This window comes from Lactiplantibacillus daoliensis, from assembly GCF_005405005.1.
GTDB classification, from domain to species: Bacteria; Bacillota; Bacilli; order Lactobacillales; family Lactobacillaceae; genus Lactiplantibacillus; species Lactiplantibacillus daoliensis.
Genome location: NZ_BJDH01000007.1, coordinates 17,062 through 41,136, shown reverse-complemented (window position 1 = coordinate 41,136; position 24,075 = coordinate 17,062). Strand labels below are relative to the sequence as shown.

The window sequence follows — 24,075 nt, the reverse complement described above, 5'->3', positions numbered from 1 at the left end:
CATGATACGACGAAGACTGATGGTGACACTACTACGACGACAGATGCCAACGGCAATGTTATTAAGGTAGTTAAGCAGTGGCCTGATGATAGTCAGACGACTTATACCTACGATCCAGCTAGTGGGGACCGGACAGTGACGGAACAAAAAGACGGTAAGACAAACGAGCAGTCAATTAAAAAGGGAACCACCAAAGCAACCGTATCTGCTGTAGATGATGCTAAAACCACCGTTAACACTGGACAACCAGGGTCACAACCAACGTTTGAACACGACACGACGCAGACGACGACAGACAAGGCTGGTAACATTACCGCCACGACGAAAGATGATGCCGGCAATGTTATCAATGTCACCAAGAAGTGGACCGATGGGAGTACGACAGCTTACAAGTATGATCCAGCTACTAAGACGCAAACGGTAACGGAACAAAAGGATGGTAATACGGTCGATAAAAAGACTATTAACACTGACAATCCGACGACGGCAACGTTGAAGAGTGGTGATGGGGTTGAAACTATCGTTAATACTGGTCAACCAGGTGCAGAACCAACGTTTGAACACAAGACGACGCAGACCACTACTGATAAGTCTGGCAACGTGACTACTACGACGAAAGATGCCAATGGTAATGTTGTCAAAGTGGTTAAGCAGTGGACCGATGGCGATACGACAACTTATGCTTACGATCCAATCACTGGTAATCAGACTGTGACGGAACAAAAGGATGGTCAAACGGTTGACCAACAGACGATTGATCCCAATACAGCGAAAGCAACATTATCTGCTGGAAAAGGTGTTGAAACGATCGTTAATGCTGGGCAACCCGGTACTGAACCAACTTTTGAACATGACACGACGCAGACAGCAACTGATAAGTCTGGTAACGTCACTGCTACGACGACAGACGCCGATGGCAATGTTGTCAAAGTCGTTAAGCAGTGGACCGATGGTGATACGACGACGTACACTTACGATCCAGCCACTGGTCAACGGACGGTAACGGTACAACGAAATGGTAAGACGGTTGCTCAACAAACAATCGATCCTAATGCTTCGGAAGTCACGTTAGCAGACGGTATCGGTGGTAAAATAATCGTCAAGTTTGATAAAGCTGGGACGGAGCCTTCATTTACACGTCAACTTGCTGCTAAAGCAAGTAGTCAGCAGGTAACGTCACAGAATGATGGTGTAAACCAAGGCAATGGTGTACGTGAGCAGACTTTGGCTCAAGGTACAAACAGTGCACAGTCAGTGGCAAGTGATATTACTGCAACTGGACATGTACAGTCTCAACAGAAGGCGAAGCCAAATCAGCAGCAAACAGAGTTGCCACAAACTGGTCAAAAGAATGAGAGTTTATTGGCCGGAATCGGGGTAGCCTTGTTGGCACTGTTGGCAACACCATTTATTCGGCGTCGCTCACATTAATCTGGTTAATTAAAGATCTGAGAAACGCATAGATAGACTAAAAAGGTCGCCCTGAGTTTAGGGGCGGCCTTTTTGGGTGCTACAATTTTGGTGTTGATGGATTTTTCAGCAATGAAGTGGTCATTTAACGTGGGACACAGAATTTACGTGACTTGCTGGATGGCGAGCTCCCGGTATCTTTCGAGAACCTGTCATCCAGTTTTATTTGGGCGCTGGTTAATCCAGGACAGAACCTATTTCTAGCTACCCTTTCAGGACCGCTCTAAGCATTTTTAAGGCAAATGCTACACTGGCCTGTGGATTGATACTGGAAGCTAAGAGGTCACCTGAGAATGGGCTCATGATCGATTATGGACAAGTGTAATCACGCTGATTCATACCACCATAGCGAAAGTCATCGACGCCGATGACCTTAACCGCATTAACGTCTAAGGAAGCTAAAATTTCTGTCTAACTTTTGGGGCTCACCTCACAATGGTAAATCTTGTAGCCCCCATTTTTTCTTAGGAATAACACTAAAAAGTTGCAGTTTCTTAATGAAAGCGATTAAATTAGATGAGTTATCGATTTTCTGGTTCGAAAAGATTACAGTTTCCTGATATTGGTTGTTTTTTTGCATGACATTCTTTATTATGGTTAATGATTGTATTGTACAGTGTGACACTTATTTAGCGAGGAAAGTTATGTTATGAAAAAAATGATTATCCATGGCGGAAAAAGACTTTCTGGGGAATTAACGATCGGTGGCGCAAAAAATAGTACCGTCGCACTGATTCCTGCTGCGATTCTAGCAGACACTCCGGTCCGATTTGATACGGTTCCGCATATCTTAGACGTTCACAATTTAAAAATTATTTTGGAATCGATGAATGTTCATTCCACTTTTGAAAATGATGTTTTAACAATTGATCCAACCCAAATTATTGAATCTGAATTACCAAGTCGCGCAATTAAAAGCCTGCGTGCATCCTATTACTTTATGGGCGCGTTACTCGGCCGTTTTAACCGGGCAACGGTGACCTTTCCTGGCGGGGACAATATTGGTCCGCGTCCAATCGATCAACACATCAAGGGTTTCAAAGCCCTTGGTGCTAATGTTGTCGAAAAAAACGACTCTGTCTTTATCTCAACTGGTACGGAAGGCCTTCACGGCGCCCGCATCTTTTTAGATGTGGTGTCTGTTGGCGCAACTATTAACATTATCCTAGCTGCCGTCAAAGCACACGGGACGACGACTATCGAGAATGCAGCCAAGGAACCAGAAATTATTGATTTAGCAACTTTCTTGAACAATATGGGCGCTAAAATTCGTGGTGCTGGGACGGATGTTATTCGAATTGAAGGTGTCGAATCACTACGCTCACGGGCAACTCATACGATTATTCCTGATCGAATTGAAACGGGAACTTATTTGTCATTAGCTGCGGCTATTGGTGATGGCATTTTATTGAAAAATGTGATTCCTGAACATATGGAATCCTTCACAGCTAAAATGCTCGAAATGGGTGTCGATTTACAAATCAACGAGGACAGTATTTATGTGCCACGTGTCGGTGAATTGAGTCCAGTTCGGGTCAAAACAATGACTTATCCCGGTTTTGCAACCGACTTACAACAACCGATTACACCATTATTGTTACATGCAAATGGCAATAGTGTTGTCATTGATACGATTTATCCACAACGGACCCAACACGTTGCGCAATTACACAAGATGGGCGCCGATATTCATGTGCAAGATAACCTGATCGTGGTTGGTCATTCTGCACATCTACAAGGGGCTCACGTTGAAGCCGGTGAAATCCGTTCTGGTGCGGCCTTGATGATTGCTGGTTTAGCAGCAAGTGGGACGACTGAAATTTCACGTGCGGACAATATTTTACGCGGCTATGACCGGGTGATTGATAAATTACACACGTTAGGTGCCGATGTCGAAATTGCGACCGACGAACAAGAAAAAGTGTGAAGTCAAACGGGTTGAAGGTGCCTTAACCGCAGCCTTCAGTTTGGCTGAGTACGTTTCGACGAGCTGACAAAATTCCTGCTAATCAAAAAACGTTAGGAAGAACTTTGCAGTTAACCAAAAATTGAGCAGGATTAGACCGGTTTAGCGCTTGCCAATCACAAGCTGAGAAAGAGCAGTGATAATGGAAAAGATTTTAACGATGCACGATCTTGAGCAGAAAACACTCAAGGAAATTTATACCTATGCCCGTGACTACAAGATCCAATATTATTCACAGATGAATAAAAAGGAATTATCGCTGGCAGTTTTACGAGAACAAGACAAAAAACGTGGCTTTGTCCAAATGGAGGGTGTCCTCGAAATTATTGGACAGGAAGGCTACGGTTTTTTGCGGCCGATTAATTATGGCCCTTCACAAGAAGATATTTACATTTCCCAGTCCCAAATTCACCGTTTTGGGTTGCGAAATGGGGATTATGTTGCAGGGCAGGCCCGGCCACCTAAGCCTAATGAACGTTATTATGGCCTGATGCGTGTCGGAACTGTTAATGGCAAAGATCCTAATGAAGCCCGTCAACGGCCCCATTTTCCAGCTTTAACGCCGCTTTATCCGAATCGGCAAATTAAGCTCTCAACGACGCCCCAAACGCTATCGACGCGCTTGATCGATACGTTTGTGCCAATTGGTTTCGGTCAACGGGGCTTGATCGTGGCGCCGCCAAAAGCTGGTAAAACGACATTACTCAAAAATATTGCTAATGGCATTATGACGAACTATCCGGCTGCCAAATTGATCATGTTACTGATTGATGAACGACCCGAAGAAGTTACCGATTTGGAACGGTCGATCAAGGGTGAAGTGGTCAGCTCAACTTTTGATCAACAGCCCCAAAATCATGTTCGGGTGGCGGAATTAGTTTTAGAACGTGCTCGGCGCTTAGTTGAAGATAAGCAAGATGTCATTATTTTGTTGGATTCGATTACTCGGCTGACGCGGGCTTATAATTTAACGATGCCATCGAGTGGCCGGACGCTTTCCGGGGGACTAGATCCAACAGCCTTCTATAAGCCAAAGCGCTTCTTTGGTTCGGCTCGTAATATTGAAGAGGGCGGTAGCCTAACGATTTTAGGCACGGCCCTTGTCGAAACCGGCAGCCGGATGGACGACATGATCTATGAAGAATTTAAAGGAACCGGGAACTCTGAATTGCAGTTATCGCGTGAATTAGCGGAACGGCGGGTCTTTCCAGCTTTAGATTTGAAGCAATCCAGCACCCGAAAAGAAGAGTTATTACTCAGAAAAGCTGCGTTGGAGCCAGTTTGGCAAATTCGTCGCTCGATGGGTGGCAATTCGTTGGAGTATACGGAACAATTATTACAATTTTTGAAGCATTCCAAGACCAATACAGATTTTCTGCATGATTTAGGTAGTTTGAAAATTGGTGGTGGCTCAACCGTACGGCGGAAACCTCGTCGATAAGATTGGGCAGCCAGTTATTGCTAACTGGCAGACTCTTGACGGGCAATTAGCAGATATGATAGAATACAAAGGTTGATTTAAAACAAATGATAATCTCTGTTTCAGCAAATGATTCAGGGCAAAGGAGCGTAATATTATGCAAAAAGGAATCCATCCAGATTACCACCAAGTTGTTTTCCAAGATTCAACAACTGGTTTCAAGTTCATCTCTGGTTCAACAGCAACGTCTGACGAAACTGTTGAATGGGAAGACGGTAACACTTACCCATTAATCCGGGTCGAAGTTACTTCAGACTCACATCCATTCTACACTGGTAAACAAAAGTTCACCAAAGCCGATGGTGCGGTCGATCGTTTCAACAAAAAATACGGTCTCAAATAAGCATCGAATTAAAAAAGCCAGCCGACAATTTGTCGGCTGGCTTTTTTTGAGATAATTTTTCTAGAGTTTAGTAGCGTAGTAACGCTAATGCGGCAGTTTCGGTAGGCATCCGGTCGCTCGGAATAATCCGAATTTGACCTTGTTTGCTCATAACCACGTCGACTAAATCATCGATTAAGTTGTCAGGCAAGGCCATGCCAGTTGTTTGCAAGCCATCTGAGTTCATGGTCCCACTAACTTGAGCATCATCCGCAACAATCAACGTATCGATGCGACCGTGTAAAGCCGGTGTGATCATGTCGAATGGATCGTCGATTGCCAACTGACGTGATTTGGCGTCATCGTAACGTTCCAACAAGATATCCGCTAATTGCGTGTGCCATTTTGTCTGCACGGGTTCCGTTGCTGTCTGAATTTCAGCAGTGGTTAACCCACTCGGTGAGCGGTCGACCATTAGATGTTGTGACAGGTACGGATTTTTGCTGAGTTTGCGATACGTGGCTTGGTTAGTGGGTAAGCCCATTAAAATGAGTGGCCGCTGCGTCGCCTGCGAACATTCGCGAACATACTGGTCAACTTGTAAATAATAGTTCCGTTGATCAACAGCCCGTTCTTCGGCTTTAGCATTATGCCCGTGGTAGTTAACCCCATGCGTTGGACTACTGTTAAAGTTTAAATCACCGCCGCGTTTTTCTTCGCCTAGAGCTTGTTTCATTGTCGCGGGGGCGTCTGCTGGTAAAATGACTTCGACAAAGTCACCTTGACGTTGATGATAGAGAGCCATTGACGTTTCACTGATTGCCAGTAAGTCGAAGTCGAACTGATGCTGACGGTCGGCTAAGATTGGCCGAATTGGCGGCATACTATTAACGCTAACGTGATTTTTCGTTGGAATCTGTAAGTCAAAAATCCGTAGGGTGTCGGCATTTACGATTAGGCCAGTTTGTGGGCCAGTATGTTGCAACCAAAAAGCGTTATCGTTGGTTAAGGTATCTAGTTGCTTTTTAAAGGGAGTAAAATCGGTTTTGGGAAAGTGTTGGGCCAACTGGTTCTCGGCTTCAGTCACGAGTTGCTTGAGTTGCAAGCGGCGGTGCGTTAAGTCGTTTAAAACAGCTTCAGTATTTAGATAGATGGCGATGAATGGTCCAGCATCGCGCTGTTGCATTAATTGGTTAAGATCATTTTTTACCATGATATCCATAGGGTCCAACCTACTTTCTTTAGTTGATAATACTAGCATAACAGGTTCAATTGTATTAATCAATGATTATACTTTGCATAAGTTGTGAATAATTGATAAAAAAGTTGAGTTCGGTACTTTCTTATTCAGCCTAATTAAGGTATATTTACCGTAGACCGCAATTGTTAGAGTGGTTAAGAGTATGGGAGATGGGAAAATGCAGCCGAAACGGCATCCGGCGTTAAAGTGGTTAGGCCGCGTGGTATTTGTGCTTCTGATTGCGTTGTCTTTAGCGTTGATTTTCAATGAACAAATTAAGAGTTGGTTGGTCAGTTCGTATGCGCCAACGGTTACGACGAAGACAGTCGCTAAGAACACCAAGAAAAAAGGTAATTTTGACTTTACAAAGGTCAAGTCGTTAGACTTTCAAACAGTCGCCAAGGCTCGTTTGAATAAAAGCTCAATTAATGTGATTGGGTCCATTTCAATTCCGTCGGTTGATCTGTACTTACCGATTGGCAAAGGGGTTAGCAACGAAACGTTAGCCCTGGCTGCTGGAACGATGAAGGCAGACCAAACGATGGGGACGGGCAATTACACCTTGGCTGGTCATCATATGATTAAACATGGGGCGTTGTTCAGTCCGCTATACTATAAGAGTAAAGTTGGTCAGATGATTTACTTGTCAGATGCCAAAAAGATCTATGCTTACAAGACGAGTGAGCGGACCTTTATTAAAGCGACTGACGTCCAAGTCATTAATGATGTTCCTGGGCAGAAGTTGGTCACACTGATTACCTGTGATAAGACAGGCGCGGGCCGACTGATGATTCAGGGGAAGTACGTGCAACAATGGACTTTTGATCGTGCACCAGCTACTGTTCAAAAATCGTTTACGAGTCACTTTAATAACAAATATTAAATTTTGACGTCTGACAGCGGTTTGTATTATTTCACGTTACAATAGAAGGGTACAAGATTATTAGAGGGGGTCTCACTTGATGGTTGGATTAATTATTATCGCGGTCATCCTGATCTTGGTTGCTATTTATGTCGTTATTTATAACGGCCTGGTCAAGTCACGGATGTATACGCAAGAAGCCTGGAGCCAAATTGACGTCCAATTAAAACGTCGTAATGATTTGATTCCTAATTTGGTTAGCACGGTAAAAGGGTACGCGAAGCATGAAAAGAGTACCTTAGAACAAGTGGTTTCGTTACGTAACCAAATGACTCAGATTCCTAGTGGCGATCATGAACAAGCGATGGCCGTTTCTGATCAATTGACGAGTTCTTTAAAGAGTATCTTTGCTTTAGCTGAAAACTATCCAGATTTGAAGGCTAATCAAGAATTTAGCAAATTAATGGAAGAATTAAGTAACACCGAAAATAAGATTGCTTATTCACGGCAACTCTTCAACTCCAGTGCCGCAAGTTACAACATGAAGTTACAACAATTTCCATCTAACTTGGTTGCTGGTGTTCATCACTTTGAAAAAGTTGAATTCTTGGCCGTTCCAGAAGCAGAAAAAGAAGCACCGAAAGTGACATTCGATGATTAGAGGTTATGCCCATGTTATTTGAGCAAATTGCCCGCAACAAGCGGCACACGGTTTACGTGATGGCCGCTTTTGTCGTGTTAGTGGCTATTATTGGCGCGGCAGTGGGATATGTATTTTTTGATAGTGCGACGGCGGGGCTTGTGATGGCGGTCATTGTTGCACTCGTCTATACCGGTATCATGATTGGTCAGTCGACGGATGTGGTCATGGGGATGAATCATGCGCGTGAGTTGCATTCCGCGGATGATGATCCTGAACTTTGGCATATTGTGGAAGATATGGCTTTAGTTGCCAAAGTTCCAATGCCACGAGTTTTTATCATTGATGATGAGAGCCCGAATGCCTTTGCCACGGGAAATAATCCGGAACATGCCGCGGTTGCAGTCACAACGGGTATCCAGGCACGTTTGAATCGAGAAGAAATGGAAGGCGTCATCGGTCATGAAATGACCCACGTCCGTAATTACGACATTCGACTTCAAACGATTGCGCTGGCGTTGACGGCAGCGATTAGTTTACTGGTCAACTGGGGGCTTAACTCCTTCTGGTGGGGCGGTGGTCGTCGGCGAGATAACGATCGTGACAGTAATGGGAGTATCCAGATTCTCTTAATGCTCTTGTCCGTGATCGTGATTGTGTTGGCACCGTTAGCGGCTAGTTTGGTGCAGATGGCCTTGTCACGTAATCGTGAATATTTAGCCGATGCGGGTGGGGTTGAATTGACTCGGAACCCGAAAGGCTTAATTGATGCATTAACGAAAATTGATGATAGTCAACCCATGCAACAAGCTGATCCCAGCAGTGCAGCCTTATATATTTCGGATCCGTTTAAGGCTAAGAAAACGTGGACGCATCTGTTTGAAACACATCCACCAATGGCTGATCGCATCGCGCGTTTAGAAAAAATGTGATAAAAGCCAGCTATTTGTAAGTGGACGGCTTATAATATAAATAAATAGTTATTGAAAGAGTGAGTCCGGTGCAACGCAGATATATATACGCCAATTTAGAAAAACTTGATAATTTAGTCTTTGCTTATGGCATCGACCAGAGCGATTTTGTGCACGGCGTGAAACGCTTGCCAGAAAACCTAGTTTCACTGGTTGGTGTGGATGATGAGGATCATGCGGTTAACGCGCATACTGGTCTGAATGTCATTAATGACGAGAATGAAATTCGGCGTTATTTGTTACAGACGCATCCACTACCAGTCAAATGGCTAGACTACGATGAAGTCGGGGACCTAGACTTTTTGACTGCTTCGGAAATTGCTGAGTTACTCTACCTTGGGCATATGGATCGCCCGATTCGTTCACCTTTCAATTATAAGTTACGCAATCATTACGTCTTTTTGGAGCAACGTAATGGTGGGATTAAACTTTATTTCTATTATATTTCAGCGTTCAGTCATGTGTTGAGTGCCGCAATCGTACGACATACGTTGGCTGCGTACCGTGGTCGGCGGATGTTTACACGCTCACTGAGGGTGCCAAAAGTGCCGGAAGCCATTCTGAAACAGCTAGTTCGCTTAATGTCGGATGGGTTGTTCATCTATTTTGATCAATCGATGATTCGGCAACGGCAACTATTAGTGCCGGTACACACGGAAATGGCTAATGATGATATCGAAGTCTTCGATCCTGCCCGCACCGATGAGAATCGGCGAACCCACAATGTGGCAACGTTGCAATTCAACTTGGTTTCCGGCGAGTGGGGCTTGCAAGTTCATGATAAGCTGGCTTTTGAAGACCATCTCTAAGTTAAACGTGGGCTTTAATTAAGTTAACTAAAGATTGAAAGTTAAAAATTGCCGCTTCCGGTTGTTGCCGATAACATGCGGACGAGGGACCGGTTCAAGCCTTAGAAACGTCTTGAACCTCGCCCGAAAGCTTTGCCAAAACCGCAAATCTCCCGGGCCGTCCGTGGTGTAAGGCCGGCAAAAGAAACGCCGGTCTAACGCCACCAGCACGTCCGATGCTATCAGCAACAACCTCCAACTAATCAGTAGTTTTGAAGTTGTTTACGCTTAGCGGAGTCAGTCAAAATCAGTGTGCAGTGTCGGCAAGATTAGTCGGCGTTCTTGGCTGACCGATCTTGCGGGGCAATTCAAAGACGTGTTTTGTCGGCTTGGAATTGAGGCGGCAGACCGTACTTCGGCTGGCACCGTCCCCCACAGCACACTGGTTTTGACTGACGGAGCGCTAAATTTGTACCTTTCAAACTTAAACTAAAATACGGTTCGTCATCAGGTTATGTTCAATCAACTTGATGGCGATTTTTTGTGTCGATGAAAGTAAACTCAATTAGGCTCGTCCATAGAGTCTAATGCGCCAAAGTGGTATAATTTCAAATGCGAGTAGCTAAAATTAATCTAGCTATACGAGAAATCTACGACATATTAGTCAGTAATTTGGTAGCCAACAGATGGTTACCACGAATGGAGAGTTTAATTCATATGAAAATGCAAGTTACCGAAATTGCAAAGGCGGTTCAAGCTGATAATGCTGAACAGGCTTGGCCCGATGTTAATGTAACCGGGGTGGCTTTTGATAGTCGACAACTAACGGCCGGCGAATTGTTTATTCCATTAATTGGGGCCAATGATGGTCATCAATTTATTCAAAGTGCCATTGCAAATGGTGCCGTGGCAACACTGTGGGCAAGCGACCATGCTGACAGCGCACCAACTGACCTACCAGTGATTTTAGTGCCGGATACCCTCAAGGCATTACAACAATTGGGACAGTATTATTTGAAGAAAATCAATCCCAAGGTCGTTGCGGTGACTGGGAGTAACGGTAAAACAACGACTAAAGATATGATTGCTAGCGTTTTAAGTACACAATTTAACGTCACCAAAACGCACGCAAACTTCAACAATCAAATCGGTGTGCCGATTACCTTATTGAGTATGGAACCAAATACGGAAGTCGTTGTCGTTGAAATGGGTATGGATCATTTTGGTGAACTGGACTTTTTGAGCCGATTAGTCGAACCCGACGTCGCCGTTATTACGATGATTGGTGAAGCTCACATCGAGTTCTTTGGAACCCGGGACAAAATCGCGGATGCCAAAATGGAAATCATCCATGGCTTGAAAGAAGATGGGACCTTCATCTTTAATGGGGACGAACCATTATTACAAGATCGTAGCGCTACAGTCGAACAACGCAAACGGACTTTTGGGTTAGACGCGACGAACACATTGGCTGGTAGTGATGTTCAAACCAGTCGGGCAAAGACTAGTTTTAAGGCGAACCTTTGGCCAGATGAAACGATTACGATTCCAATGATGGGCGCTTATAATGTCAATAACGCCTTAGCAGCACTGCTAGTTGGTGATACGTTCCACATTCGTCCTGCTGCGGCACAAAAAGCGATTGCTAGCTTTGTGCCAACCGAAAACCGGACCGAATGGTTGACGGGTGCTGATGGTGAAGCGATTTTGAGTGACGTTTATAACTCAAATCCCACCGCAGCTAAGCGCGTTTTAGCAGCATTTTCCGCCGTACCAACGAACGGCAAACGCATTGCTGTCTTGGGTGATATGCTGGAATTAGGTGAACAGGCGGATGAACTACATGCCAGCTTGGCGACCGAATTAGATCCCAGCTTAATCCAAAGTGTTTATTTGAATGGCTCCCACATGGTGGCTTTAGCGAAAGTGTTAGCTGACAAGTATCCTGAAACGGCAATCCATTATTATCCCACCGCTGGGCAACCACAATTAATTGTGGATCTTAAACAAGCCATTGATTCGGATGATGAGGTATTATTAAAGGGAAGTCATGGGATTCATTTAGAGAATGTCTTGGCAGCATTAGAAGTTTAAATAAAAATTTTAATTAATTTTCACTGATTGGTTTGCAAGGCCACTGGTGATTAACTGGGAAGTGGTGACGCTAACAAAAATTAGTGACCCTATTTGTGCCGGTTAACCATCAGGGGTCTTTCTTGCTAATTTAGAATAACCGGTGTATGATAATTCAGTTGTACTATTTGAAAGTCAGGCCGTTGGCTTACATGACAGCGTGTTACGGGGAACGGATTTTTTCCTAGCTATCAGTAATCCCATGGCGTCATCCTTAGGAGGAAACATATTTGAAGTTTACAGAACTAGGCTTATCCGATAGCCTACTTAAAGCAGTTACCCGAGCAGGCTACGAAGAAGCCACCCCAATTCAAGCAGAAACCATTCCAATGGTGCTTGATGGGAAAGACGTGATTGGCCAAGCACAAACCGGTACTGGTAAAACCGCCGCGTTTGCATTGCCAATCCTACAACGTTTGGATTTTGATAATCCTAACATTCAAGCTCTAGTTATTTCACCAACGCGTGAATTAGCCATCCAAACACAGGAAGAAATCTTCCGTTTGGGTAAAGACGAACGGGCGAAAGTCCAAGTCGTCTACGGCGGTTCTGACATCCGTCGTCAAATCAGAAACCTGAAGCAACACCCACAAGTCATTGTTGGGACGCCAGGTCGTTTATTGGATCATATCCGTCGCGGCACGGTCAAATTAGATCATGTTAAGATGTTGGTCTTAGATGAAGCCGATGAAATGTTAGACATGGGATTCTTGGATGATATTGAATCAATTATCAAACAAGTCCCTTCAGAACGGCAAACAATGCTCTTCTCAGCAACGATGCCCCCTGAAATCAAACGTATCGGTGTTCAGTTCATGACTGAACCACATCATGTAAAAATTAAAGCAAAAGAATTGACCGCTGATACAGTTGATCAATACTACGTTAAAGCAAAAGAATTTGAAAAGTTCGATATTATGACACGTTTATTCGATGTTCAGGCACCTGAATTGACGATTGTCTTTGGTCGGACGAAGCGCCGTGTTGACGAATTGTCAAAAGGTCTTGAAGCTCGTGGCTATAATGCCGCTGGGATTCATGGTGACTTGAGTCAACAACGTCGGACGCAAATTATGCGTCAATTCAAGGCTGGCAAGTTAGATATCTTAGTTGCAACCGATGTGGCTGCCCGGGGACTTGATGTTTCTGGTGTGACTCATGTTTACAACTACGATATTCCACAGGATCCAGATAGTTATGTTCATCGTGTTGGCCGTACCGGTCGTGCCGGACATAAAGGGGTCTCATTAACTTTTGTCACACCTAACGAAATGGAATACTTGCGGGTCATCGAAAAGTTGACCAAGAAGCGCATGTTACCATTGAAGCCACCAACAGATGCAGAAGCTTTTGCCGGCCAAATCGCCGCTGCTGAAGCTGATGTTGACACGTTGGTTGCCAAGACTAAGACTGAAAAGTATGCCGAACAAGCTGCTGAATTATTAGCAAAATATGACGCTACTGACTTAGTCGCTGCTTTACTGAATGATTTGACGAAGGACGACGCAACTGCCGTTCCAGTTAAAATCACGCCAGAACGGCCATTACCTCGCCATAAAGGCGGCGGTGGCAATCGTCGTGGCGGTGGTTATCGTGGTGGTAACCGCAACCGTAATCGCAGCAATGGTGGCCGCGGTGGGAGTAGTGACCGTCGAGGCGGTGGCTATTCACACAATGGTCGTAGCCGTGATGATCATCGTAGTAGCGACCGTCGTAATGGCGGTAGCAGTGATCGTAAGAGTGGTGGGTATGGTAGCCGCAGTCGTGAAGACAACCGCAGCAACAACCGTAACCATGATGAAGGCCGCAAGCAAAGTAGCAAACGGAACTTCACCATCCGCACCAACGATTAAGCTAACAAATTGAAAGTACAAACTGGTCTGAGTCTTAGGGGTCAATCAGTTGAAAAGTCGAGCGTCTGCTCGGCTTTTTTTGTACCGTGAGATGCTAAAATTAATTGAGAATATGGTTAAGATGATTGCGTAGTTGGCCAGCTGAGTTGATGACGTTATCACTTTTCATGACGTGGTGAAAAGGTTGCATGTGACAGGCCTGTTATGTCGATGAAAACTGTGGTAAATTGGAAACATCAGTAGTGAAAGGTGGTCCAGTGGATGATTTATGGGACTGGAATTGACTTAACTGAATTATCACGCATTGCGGCCATGTTAAAGGCTGGGTTGAAGCTTCCTAAAAAGGTTTTAACCCCAGCTGAGTTAACTGTTTTTCAGAGCTATGGTCCCAAGCGTCAGGTGGAATTTCTGGCAGGGCGTTTTTCAGCTAAGGAATCATACAGTAAGGCTTTTGGAACTGGCATTGGGGCGCAAGTCGGATTTCAGGACATCGAAATCTTGGACAACGACCTCGGTCGACCGGAAATTACGCGGCAACCCTTTGATGGGAATGCGTGGATTTCTATTTCACATACAGATCAATTAGTAATGACACAAGTTATCTTGGAAAGAGGCAAATCGTGATGGTTGTAATTGGGGAACACCGCCACACACAAGTCAAAATTGACTTGCAGGCAATTAAACACAACATTAATGAAGAAATGACACGGAAAGATCCATTGACTGAACTCTGGGCGGTCGTGAAGGCCAACGGGTATGGTCATGGTATCATCCAAGTCGCCCAAGCAGCGAAACAGGCTGGCGCGACCGGCTTTTGTGTCGCTATTTTAGATGAGGCCTTGGCCTTACGAGCTGCTGGGATCACGGAACCGATTTTGGTTTTAGGAATTACTGAACCAGAATATGCGCCATTGATCGCTGAAAAAAACATCTCGGTGGCGGTCGGGTCACAGGCCTGGTTGGATCAAGCGGCACCAATCTTGGCAGCCAATCAAGTCAGGACACCACTGCACGTGCATTTAGCATTGGATACCGGTATGGGGCGGATTGGCTTTCAAACGCCAGCTGAGCTTGCAGTGGCAGTGAAAACGCTGAGCGTTGCCGGTTCACCATTTGACTTTGAAGGGATTTTCACTCATTTTGCCACTGCCGACCAAGCAGATGATACGTACTTTACGCATCAATTGACGAATTGGAAGGCCTTAATTGCTGTTGTGCCAGAATTACCAAAGTATGTGCATGTTTCTAACTCGGCAACGAGTTTGTGGCATCAAGCTTGCAACGGTAATATGATTCGATTCGGCGTCGCACTATATGGTCTGAACCCATCTGGGACCGAATTAAGTGCGCCCTATCATTTACAACCAGCCTTATCATTGACTGCTGAGCTGTCTTTCGTTAAGAAGTTGGCACGTGGTAAATCTATCAGTTATGGGGCGACCTATACTGCCACTGAAGATGAATGGATTGGCACGGTACCGATTGGTTACGCGGATGGCTATGAACGTCGTTTGCAAGGCTTTCATGTGCTGGTCGATGGCCAGTTTTGTGAAATTGTCGGCCGAGTTTGCATGGATCAGATGATGGTGCGGTTACCACACGAAGTTGCCGTCGGGTCAAAGGTGACCTTGGTCGGGTCAGATGGCGACAACAGTATTTCATTACAATCAGTCGCCGATTATTGCGGGACGATTCATTATGAAATTGCTTGTGGCTTAGCACCACGTTTACCAAGAGTTTATACTGAATAATAACTATTTTTATTGCCTGTTATAGAGATGTTAAAGTCCCGATTACAGGCTTTTTTGGTGGCTTTAACTAATACCGCGGTTGGTAACGGTTGCTAATAGTTGAGCGTTCATGCTATTATTATACTCAAGTATGGTTACAACTAGTGCGAGCAATGGGGAGACTAGTTGGCATAGTAAAAAGGGAGATGAGGCGATGGCCGCGGTTGACATTAAGCGTGGTGATATCTTTTATGCCGATCTTTCACCGGTCGTTGGGTCTGAACAAGGCGGCATGCGGCCAGTGTTAATCGTCCAAAATAATGTCGGCAATCACTACAGTCCGACAGTGATTGTTGCCGCCATTACGGCTAAGGTCCAGAAGGCCAAGATGCCCACGCATGTAAACATCAATGCTGCTCACACCGGGATTGAGAAGAATTCTGTCGTGCTTTTAGAACAAGTTCGCACTATCGATAAGCAACGGCTAAAAGATCGCGTCACGCACTTAGATGAACAAACCATGCAACGAGTTGATAATGCCTTGCAGGTCAGTATCGGACTGACTGATCGTGCGAAACGGCGACCGCGACGCACCATGCAACCTTAGTAATGGGGATAAGTCATTTACATAATTGATTCGTTTCGGTGTGTTTTGCCGAGCACAGCTAACAAACAGCGCCACAGGCCTAATTAGTCAGTTTGACTAGTTGGGGCTGTGGTGTTTTTTGTGGATAAGTTTCTTTTTTAAATGGGGAATTAATGCTTGTTCACAACTAATGGGTATAAATTAGCAGTTGGCGGTTAACAACTCGTCATAATTAGTCGTCGTCTGTGGATAAGATTATTCGCTGGATTAAATTAATCGGCTTATCCACAGGCAATAAGTAAACAGTGACAGATTTGCGACTGAACCGACTGCGTGCTATGATATAAGCCGCTTGTCATTTTCAAAACGTGGTTCGTAACCATCCCACGTTAAAAAAACTAGGAGGCGTTCAGTAGATGACGCAGTCAAAAATTCGGCCGTGGATTATTAATGCTTTAGTCGCGGCTATTTATATCGTGCTATCCGTCGGTCCCGCAGCGTTTAATTTAGCATCGGGAGCGATTCAATTCCGAGTTTCAGAAGGGTTGAATCATTTAGTCGTTTTTAATCGGAAATACATTTGGGGAATTGTTGCCGGGGTTGTTTTATTCGATGCCTTTGGTCCCGGTGCCAGTTTACTTAACGTGGTGTTTGGTGGGGGTCAATCCTTGCTAGCCTTGTTAGTCGTCAGCTGGCTAGGTCCCAAGCTGAAAAAAATTTGGCAACGGATGGTTTTAAACATTATTTTGTTCACGTTGTCGATGTGCATGATTGCTTGGATGCTCATGCTCGTCGGTGGTGCGACTGCCTTTTGGCCAACTTACCTTACGACCGCATTATCAGAATTGATCATTATGTCGATTACGGCACCAATCATGTATGGCTTGAACCGGGTTTTACGGTTTAGCGAACGGATTGGTAAATAGCACTTTAGTATCAGAGCACGTCTATTAAATTGGACGTGCTTTTTTGGCGGCATTAATATAATGATTATCACTGTGACATTTTAGCCGTATAATAGATTCGTAGTTTAACTAAATGGACGTAGCGTTTTAAAAGCGACGCTTGTTGTGAGGGGAAGCTTAACATTGTCAAAAAATGGGACATCAAAGTTGTATTATAAGATGTATAAAAAAGGTCGGTTCTGGGTATTCGCTGGGATATTAGCATTTGGCTGGCAAATCGCTGAGGGGACTGCCGTGCATGCGGATGAAACACCTGTCAACAATGGTAACAGTCAGGTAGCTGTGGCACCGACTGCAGTAGATTCAGATAAAAAGAGTGTGACACTGACTGCTGGAGATAGTACTAATACGAAAGCGCAACCAGATGAAACCGGTCAGTCTGACTCAAAAGTAACGCCGGAAGTTACTGGTAAATCACAAATTAGCACTGATCCTCAAAGTGATGCCGTGACTGGCAAAAGCCAACAACTTGAGAATTCGAAAAATGATAACTTAAATCAGAATGAAGAACAGGCCGATCCGATTGACGTTCAGAATCCATCATCTGAAACTGAAACAAAGGATGCTGGTACGTCTGACACACAAACAGTAAATTCAGATAATCAACAAGAAAAAACTGCGGCAACGTCTAATCAAATCTCTCAAAATCGACAAAAGATGCTGAAGGCGTCTGTTCCCACACCCGAAGTTACGACGATTAAAGGTGTCAATGGCACTGTGAACTGGTCATTCGATACTAGTACTGGTGCGATGACACTTGGTGGTGGAACGATTGGAAGTCCGATATTTTTCTATACTGATGCTAATAATGTGGTACAAATGCTGCAACGAAGTCAAATCAAATCGATGGCTGTTACAAATGAATTATATATTACGGGTAAAAACGGAACTTACAGTGGAAGTATATATATAGGCCTATTTTCATTCTTAACCAATGGCGTTACTGGACTTGATAAAGTTGATGTGAGTCAAGCTACGGATCTTAGCTATATGTTTATGGACAGCACAATGAGCAAGACAGTAGATTTAAATGGCTGGGATGTTCGTAAAGTGACTGAGATGAGGGACATGTTTTCTGGAGCGAAGGGCATTACTGATTTAGAATTGGATGACTGGCAACCAGATTCATTAATTGATCTTTTAGAGACCTTTTCCAGTATGGATGATTTAGTTACACTGAATATTGCAGATTGGAATATGAGTTCAGTATTACAAATCGTGTCACCATTTTCAAACGATAATAAATTGTCAAATTTGGATGTTAGCAAATGGAATGTTAGTAAAGTTACGTCATTCAATCAAGCTTTTTATGCCACACCACAATTGAAAAAGATCGATGTTAGTAAGTGGGATGTTAGCAATGCGACCAATATGGAGGAAATGTTCTTGGACTCAGGTGTCGAATTCCTAGATTTAAGCGGTTGGAATATGAGTAAAGTTCAGGCCACTGATCAAATTATGGGATATGCACCTGGTCAAGTTGACTTTAATATCAAAGAATTAAAAGTTAGTTCTACTTTTAAACTAATACAGATTAACCAAGACTGGTATAGTGATATTGGCCAGGTAACGGAATATCCGTATACAGGCAAGTGGATTAATGAAGACACTGGCGAAGTACTAACATATCTTGAATTAAATGCATTATACGAGAATGGTACTGGTGGCCCGGCAGCAACGTATATTGCCCAAGTTGATGAGAGTGATCGCAGTAAACTCACAGGTCAGGATATTACAATTTATCCAAATGGGGCTTTGAATCTAGCTGCAGGGGTTGCCAGTCTACAAGATTATCAGGGCAGAAATATTTCTCAACAAATAGATGCTAATCAATTGAGCTATGCTGGCAATATTGACTTTTCAACAATTGGTGTTTATCCAATTACATTAATTTATACGAGTAGTCTTGGCAATAAATTTTCAGTTTCAATCAATGTTAATATTGTCAAACATAATAGTACGGCCACTCTAGGTGGACAAGACGTTACAATTGTTTTAGGACCAAGTGCAGAGGATAACGCAGCGATGGTTCAACAAAAAATGAGCTTGTTGGTTGATGGCTTGTCGGATGATGGTCAAAAGTTAGACATGTCTAATTTGGGCTCTGGTAAATTCCAACCTATTTACGAAGGTTACGCTGACGGTCGTCCGGTTACTGGTCCAATTAGTTATATGGAGCCAGCAGTTTTGAAATTTGTTTTTGGTTATTTGAATAACGATGGTGTTTTGTTAACCCATACTAGTTTTCTTACGCTGGCTAAGACCAAGGCAGCCATCAATCTCAAAGAGCCTACGATTGTGGCAGGTCCAACGGCTAAATTGAACTTAGCAGATTACTTTGACAGCCTCGATGATGCTTTAGGTAATCAAATGACTGACGCAAGTGCGGTGACTTTTACTGGCGTTGACCAAGTTGATTTGACTAAAGCTGGTGACTACTCCATCGACGCGGCGTATACTGATTCAGCGAATAATCCAATTACCGCAACCACCACCGTGCATGTCATTAAAAATACGGCAACATTGGAACTCGTTACACCAACACCATTAATCGCAGGTCCAGCGACTAAGTTTGATCCAGCAAGTGTGATTAAAACGGCGGTAACCGCAACTGGGGACGAGATGAGCACGACTAACGGTCTGAAAATTAACAGTCAAGTTGATCCACAAAAAGTTGGGACTTACATGGTGACGGTTAGTTATCAGGATGGTTCTGGTAATAAACTCATAAAATCAGTCACTGTCAACGTTGTACCAACGAAATTAGCCTTAGCAGTTGAACCGACTGTTAATGTGAAATCTGGTCAAAGCTATGATCCGACAACGAGTGTACTCACAGCGCTTGATGCGTTTGGTCAAAACGTATCGGCTGATCAGTTGACTTATACAGGATCTGTTAATACGGCTATTCCAGGCGTTTATCAGTTAAAAATGACTAATCAAGATACCTTTGGCAATACGGTCACGAAGTCAATTACCGTGACGGTTGTTGCTGAAGAAGCTGGCGAGGGTAACTTGTCAACGCCAACACCAGATACGGATACTGGAACTAGTGCTGACACCGTGATGGCCAACCACGATGACCCAATCAGAAATTCAGGTGCTGCTAATGTGTCAACGACCACGTCACAACAGACAACCCGACAACAGTCAGCGATTAAACCAACTGCGATTGCATTGCAATCGCAGTCACAGTCGTCTGCGACCAAGCAGGCTAAAACCACAACTCTGCCACAAACGGATGACCAACGTTCGGCATTATCCTTGTTGGGACTAGGATTGCTCGCAGCCACGGCATTAGTGGGCTTGACGCACAAGCGGCGTCGCGATTAACGTTTGAGGTTTGATAAATTATCGAAATAATAAAAATGGTTGGCAACTCGAATTTGAGCTGCCAGCCATTTTAATTTTCAATCTGTTATTCGGTTTGTAAGTCTTCAACTTCGATGACTTTGAATTGTTTCCGGTTCAAGTTATCGGTAATACGCTTGAGCTTTTCGGTATCGACATCTTCAGGTAAAGTGAAGAGCGTCCGGTGACCCAGTGTACCGTTTTGAACATCTAAAGTCATACAACTTGCGATTGAAGTGTATTTCGTAATGATCTTAGCCATCGCAGCCAAGTCGCCACGTTCACCAATTGAAACGACCGTGAGCACATAACTACCAACATTGACGTTCCAAGATTGTGACAGCATGTCGAGCAAACGGGTATGTGTCAAAATACCATAGAAGTAGCCATGTTCGTCTAATACTGCGATATAAGGTAAATCCTTGATGGAGAAGAAAACGTTATAGAAGGCAGAGTCGACTTGAATCGTCTTGGTCGCATTTTTAAGCAATGAAGTAACGGGTAGTGACATGTCGCCGCCACGCGATTTATGACGATAGATATGCATTTTATAGATATTACCACGGAAGATATGCCCAGTTTCGTCTAAAATCGGTACACAACGGAAGCCAGAATCTTCAAGCACTTGTAAAGCTTCTTCTAAAGTGGCATCGGCGTTCACCGTAGTTAAACGTTCTTTAGGTTTAACGAGAGTTTTTAATAACATAACGAATGATCCCCCAGATTTATTAGTTTGTTTTAATAAATGATACCATAAAATGATAACTGATAGGGACGTTTTATGCGCGGAGTCATGCCTACTAACTAAAAAAGTCAGTGACCGTATTCGGCACACTGACTTTTTAAATTAAATTTAAATTAGAAAATAACCACGGGCGTTCCAACTGGAATCGCATCGTAAACTTTAGCGACTTCGGTTGGTGGGGTGTTCACGCAGCCGTGCGAACCATGGGTCTTATACCAGGTGCCACCGTACTGTTTTTGCCAAGGCGAATCGTGAATCCCTTGACCAGTATCACCGAAAGGCATCCAATAGGCGACCGGTTGCGCATAGTCGGAGCCATCATCATTGTCACCCTTTAAGGTACTGTTACGTTGTTTACTCCAAACGCTCCAAACACCGGTAGTTGTTTCGTGTTGACCAGGTTTCCCAGTGACAACATCCGTTGAAACCTTAACTTGGCCGTCAACGTAAACCCACATGTGTTGGGCCTGCTTATCGACTTCAATATAGGTGGATCCAATATCTTGCCGATTGTTATGGTAGCCAGAGCCAGTCGTCACTGGGGAACGATTGAAGTCTTTCCCAGCGAGGACGTCTTTAGACAACGCCTTGGTTTCATCGGCAGATTTGATGGTCCAACCGTAGAGACCGCCATCAATTTTGACGTCACCACGTTGCGTACTTTTAAAGGTACGAGTCGTATGATAGGTATGATACTTATCATTCAACTGGTCAACGTAAGTCTTGACGGCTACTTGGTCCAAACTGACTTTACCAGCCTTATCAACCTTGAGCCAACTCAAAATCGTATCGTGTGGAATTTGAAATTTATTCCCATTGATATTGTATGTGGCTTTTTCGCTCGCATATTTTTGCGTACGCTTTTTAGCCGTCTTTAGGTTTTGGCTAGTACTAGTAACAGTTGGTGTCACATAAGCCTTTTTCAGATCAATGTTTGTTTGACCGGTATCAATGGCTTGAGCAACCGTTTGCTTGAGCTTCGCCTGACTGATTTCAGTTCCTTGAATTTCTTTTTTGATTTCAACGTGATCGTTCAAATAAACTAATTTTGCATTCTCAGTCGACGTCCGCTTGGTTTGCGTCGTTGTTTTGGTAATGTTGGCTAACAACTTGGACATGTTAGCTTGACTGACATGTAGTTGACCGATGCTAGCTGTTTTTGAGCGACTGGCAGATTGCATTAAGGCTAATGGCCAGCGCCAGTAATTCTGTTGGTGAACTAACTGAGTCAGTTCTTTTTTGGTATTAACGGTGATTCCAGCCGACTTACTCGTAAATGAATAGCGCGTTTGGCCGTTTTCTGTGACGTGATAGGTCCGATGTTCGAGTACATGACTAACTTTAGGTGCGGCTTGCGTCGCAGTTTGACCGCTGACGTTGATGCCAGCAACTTGAGTATTGGAAAGAAAGGTTTGCTGATGCTGCCAAACTAAACTGGTGGCAATATAACCGATGGCGAGTAGTCCAACGATCCCCCCAGCAATGCTTAGGCCGCGTTTGTGTTCCATGTGAATTGCCCCCGAGAAATGTGTCGTAATAATCTCACCTTATTACACTTTCATGTTAAGTGCAAATGCTAGGCTGGCTATAGGGGTGGTTGCACAAAAAAGCACTTACCAGTAGTTACCAGTAAGTGCTCGCAATCATTTAAGCAAGTTTATTTGTTTTCTAGGGCAGCTAAGCCGTCGTTAAGCACCTTTTTCAAGGTTGCGGCAGAGTCTTGCATCTTTTGTAATTCATCAGCTGAAAGTGGTGATTCAATGATTTGCTTCAAACCACTAGCACCAATAACGGCTGGTGTTCCGATGTAGATATCGTTCAAGCCATATTGACCGTCCATATAAGCGCCAACTGGTAAGACAGCATTTTCATCCCGCAAGATTGCTTTGGAGATGCGCATTAACGCTGTCCCGATACCGTAGAAAGTTGCACCCTTTAAGTTGATGATGTCGTAAGCTTTGTTACGAACGCCATCTTCAAGTTTAGCTAAGTCTTCGTCAGAAACGCCTTGTTCCTTGGCGATGTCCTTAACTGGGCGTGTCCCGATCGTCGCAGTTGAGTAAGCGGCAAATTCAGAGTCACCATGTTCACCCATGATATAAGCATCAACGGAACGAGGGTCCACGTTAAATTGCTTACCAAGCGCCACACGTAACCGAGATGAATCGAGGGAAGTTCCGGAACCAATCACACGTTCCTTTGGAAAACCTGAGAACTTCCAAGTAGCATAAGTTAAAATGTCGACTGGGTTAGCGGCAACTAAGAAAATGCCGTTAAAGCCAGAGTCAACGACTGGTTTAACAATTGAAGATAAAATGTTTAAGTTCTTATTTACTAAGTCTAAACGTGATTCGCCTGGTTTTTGAGGTGCACCAGCAGTAATCACAACTAAGTCGGCGTCTTTGCAATCAGCATATTCGCCTGAGTAAATCTTTTTGGGAGCGGTGAAAGCTTGGGCGTCTTCAAGATCTAGGGCATCACCCTTAGTCCGATCTTTAACAACATCGACAATTACAAATTCTTCAGCAATTCCTTGTTGTGCCATGGCGAAAGCGTAACTAGAACCAACGGCGCCGTCTCCAACTAACACAACTTTTTGATGATTTGGCATGCTTGACAAAATAAGTCATCCTCTCATAACGAAAATTTGTTTTTCAACGATTTGAGTATACCATGACTATCCCTGTTAAGTCGCTAAAACGGCTGTGCTTTTAATGGAAGTATCATTAAGCTTACCAAGGCTTGAAACGTGCATTTTATTGGACGCAATTTGTGTTTGATGAGAACTGTTAGATAGTGAGTAGTTTGCCGCCTACCGGTCGCGTTCATTTAGGGCTAGAACGTGGTGGGCTGTTTTCGAGCCAAAAAGCGGTCTCGAAAGCCAGCCTTTTACTAACTAGCCAGAAGCCCACCGCCTGCTAAGTAAAATTTCACCACTGAGCCCTAAATGAGCGCGACCTCACGGCTATACTA

Annotated in this window: 19 protein-coding genes and 1 riboswitch; of the genes, 15 read left to right on the top strand and 4 right to left on the bottom strand. The window is 44.1% G+C overall.

Going from position 1 to position 24,075, the window contains the following annotated elements:
• The 4 genes from FFM64_RS09680 to FFM64_RS09665 all read left to right on the top strand — a co-directional run.
• Positions 1 to 1,431, top strand: a 1,431-nt coding sequence (locus tag FFM64_RS09680) for an LPXTG cell wall anchor domain-containing protein (protein ID WP_137607816.1), incomplete at its 5' end; no start/stop codon positions are given.
• Between the two features lie 688 nt (positions 1,432 to 2,119).
• Positions 2,120 to 3,397: a UDP-N-acetylglucosamine 1-carboxyvinyltransferase gene (locus FFM64_RS09675; RefSeq protein WP_137607815.1), complete on the top strand. Its 1,278-nt coding sequence runs from the start codon at positions 2,120 to 2,122 to the stop codon at positions 3,395 to 3,397.
• Between the two features lie 181 nt (positions 3,398 to 3,578).
• On the top strand, positions 3,579 to 4,877 hold the full coding sequence (gene rho, locus FFM64_RS09670) for a transcription termination factor Rho (RefSeq protein ID WP_137607814.1): 1,299 nt from the start codon (positions 3,579 to 3,581) through the stop codon (positions 4,875 to 4,877).
• Between the two features lie 136 nt (positions 4,878 to 5,013).
• On the top strand, positions 5,014 to 5,259 hold the full coding sequence (locus tag FFM64_RS09665; protein WP_137607813.1) for a type B 50S ribosomal protein L31: 246 nt from the start codon (positions 5,014 to 5,016) through the stop codon (positions 5,257 to 5,259).
• A gap of 67 nt (positions 5,260 to 5,326) precedes the next feature.
• Here FFM64_RS09665 and FFM64_RS09660 read toward each other — a convergent pair whose 3' ends face one another.
• Positions 5,327 to 6,460, bottom strand: coding sequence for a baeRF6 domain-containing protein (locus FFM64_RS09660; RefSeq protein ID WP_137607812.1), 1,134 nt, complete (start codon positions 6,458 to 6,460; stop codon positions 5,327 to 5,329).
• 196 nt (positions 6,461 to 6,656) lie between these two features.
• Between FFM64_RS09660 and FFM64_RS09655 the strand changes: the two genes are divergently transcribed.
• From FFM64_RS09655 to FFM64_RS09605, 11 genes are all read left to right on the top strand, one after another.
• Complete coding sequence (locus FFM64_RS09655; RefSeq protein WP_137607819.1) at positions 6,657 to 7,361, top strand: class A sortase; 705 nt, start codon at positions 6,657 to 6,659, stop codon at positions 7,359 to 7,361.
• Between the two features lie 79 nt (positions 7,362 to 7,440).
• Positions 7,441 to 8,001 carry a LemA family protein gene (locus FFM64_RS09650; protein ID WP_137607811.1) on the top strand — a complete coding sequence of 187 codons (561 nt, stop codon included), beginning with the start codon at positions 7,441 to 7,443 and terminating at the stop codon, positions 7,999 to 8,001.
• Between the two features lie 11 nt (positions 8,002 to 8,012).
• The gene (gene htpX, locus FFM64_RS09645) at positions 8,013 to 8,912 is read left to right on the top strand and encodes a zinc metalloprotease HtpX (protein ID WP_137607810.1); all 900 of its coding nucleotides are present in this window, start codon (positions 8,013 to 8,015) and stop codon (positions 8,910 to 8,912) included.
• A gap of 68 nt (positions 8,913 to 8,980) precedes the next feature.
• On the top strand, positions 8,981 to 9,760 hold the full coding sequence (locus FFM64_RS09640; RefSeq protein WP_137607809.1) for a hypothetical protein: 780 nt from the start codon (positions 8,981 to 8,983) through the stop codon (positions 9,758 to 9,760).
• Positions 9,761 to 10,456: 696 nt separating this feature from the next.
• Entirely contained in the window at positions 10,457 to 11,833 is a 1,377-nt protein-coding gene (locus FFM64_RS09635; RefSeq protein ID WP_137607808.1) for a UDP-N-acetylmuramoyl-tripeptide--D-alanyl-D-alanine ligase, read from the top strand.
• A 269-nt stretch (positions 11,834 to 12,102) separates the two neighbouring features.
• A complete protein-coding gene (cshA, locus tag FFM64_RS09630; protein ID WP_137607807.1) occupies positions 12,103 to 13,725 on the top strand; it encodes a degradosome RNA helicase CshA in 1,623 nt (540 codons plus the stop codon).
• A 261-nt stretch (positions 13,726 to 13,986) separates the two neighbouring features.
• Positions 13,987 to 14,349 (top strand): holo-ACP synthase, encoded by a 363-nt coding sequence (acpS, locus tag FFM64_RS09625; RefSeq protein ID WP_137607806.1) that lies wholly within the window; start codon positions 13,987 to 13,989, stop codon positions 14,347 to 14,349.
• Complete coding sequence (alr, locus tag FFM64_RS09620) at positions 14,349 to 15,476, top strand: alanine racemase (protein ID WP_137607805.1); 1,128 nt, start codon at positions 14,349 to 14,351, stop codon at positions 15,474 to 15,476. The genes acpS and alr overlap by 1 nt, the downstream gene beginning before the upstream one ends.
• Positions 15,477 to 15,669: 193 nt before the next feature.
• Complete coding sequence (locus FFM64_RS09615; protein WP_137607818.1) at positions 15,670 to 16,062, top strand: type II toxin-antitoxin system PemK/MazF family toxin; 393 nt, start codon at positions 15,670 to 15,672, stop codon at positions 16,060 to 16,062.
• A 341-nt stretch (positions 16,063 to 16,403) separates the two neighbouring features.
• Positions 16,404 to 16,449, top strand: a riboswitch (PreQ1 riboswitch).
• 8 nt (positions 16,450 to 16,457) lie between these two features.
• Positions 16,458 to 16,967: a QueT transporter family protein gene (locus FFM64_RS09610; protein WP_137607804.1), complete on the top strand. Its 510-nt coding sequence runs from the start codon at positions 16,458 to 16,460 to the stop codon at positions 16,965 to 16,967.
• Positions 16,968 to 17,129: 162 nt separating this feature from the next.
• Complete coding sequence (locus tag FFM64_RS09605; protein WP_137607803.1) at positions 17,130 to 20,339, top strand: BspA family leucine-rich repeat surface protein; 3,210 nt, start codon at positions 17,130 to 17,132, stop codon at positions 20,337 to 20,339.
• An 85-nt stretch (positions 20,340 to 20,424) separates the two neighbouring features.
• Here FFM64_RS09605 and cbpA read toward each other — a convergent pair whose 3' ends face one another.
• The 3 genes from cbpA to FFM64_RS09590 all read right to left on the bottom strand — a co-directional run bounded on the left by cbpA (position 20,425) and on the right by FFM64_RS09590 (position 23,722).
• Positions 20,425 to 21,063 carry a cyclic di-AMP binding protein CbpA gene (gene cbpA / locus FFM64_RS09600; RefSeq protein WP_137607802.1) on the bottom strand — a complete coding sequence of 213 codons (639 nt, stop codon included), beginning with the start codon at positions 21,061 to 21,063 and terminating at the stop codon, positions 20,425 to 20,427.
• 152 nt (positions 21,064 to 21,215) lie between these two features.
• Entirely contained in the window at positions 21,216 to 22,610 is a 1,395-nt protein-coding gene (locus FFM64_RS09595) for a L,D-transpeptidase family protein (RefSeq protein WP_137607801.1), read from the bottom strand.
• Positions 22,611 to 22,759: 149 nt separating this feature from the next.
• On the bottom strand, positions 22,760 to 23,722 hold the full coding sequence (locus tag FFM64_RS09590; RefSeq protein WP_137607800.1) for an L-lactate dehydrogenase: 963 nt from the start codon (positions 23,720 to 23,722) through the stop codon (positions 22,760 to 22,762).
• Between the last annotated feature and the right edge of the window lie 353 nt (positions 23,723 to 24,075).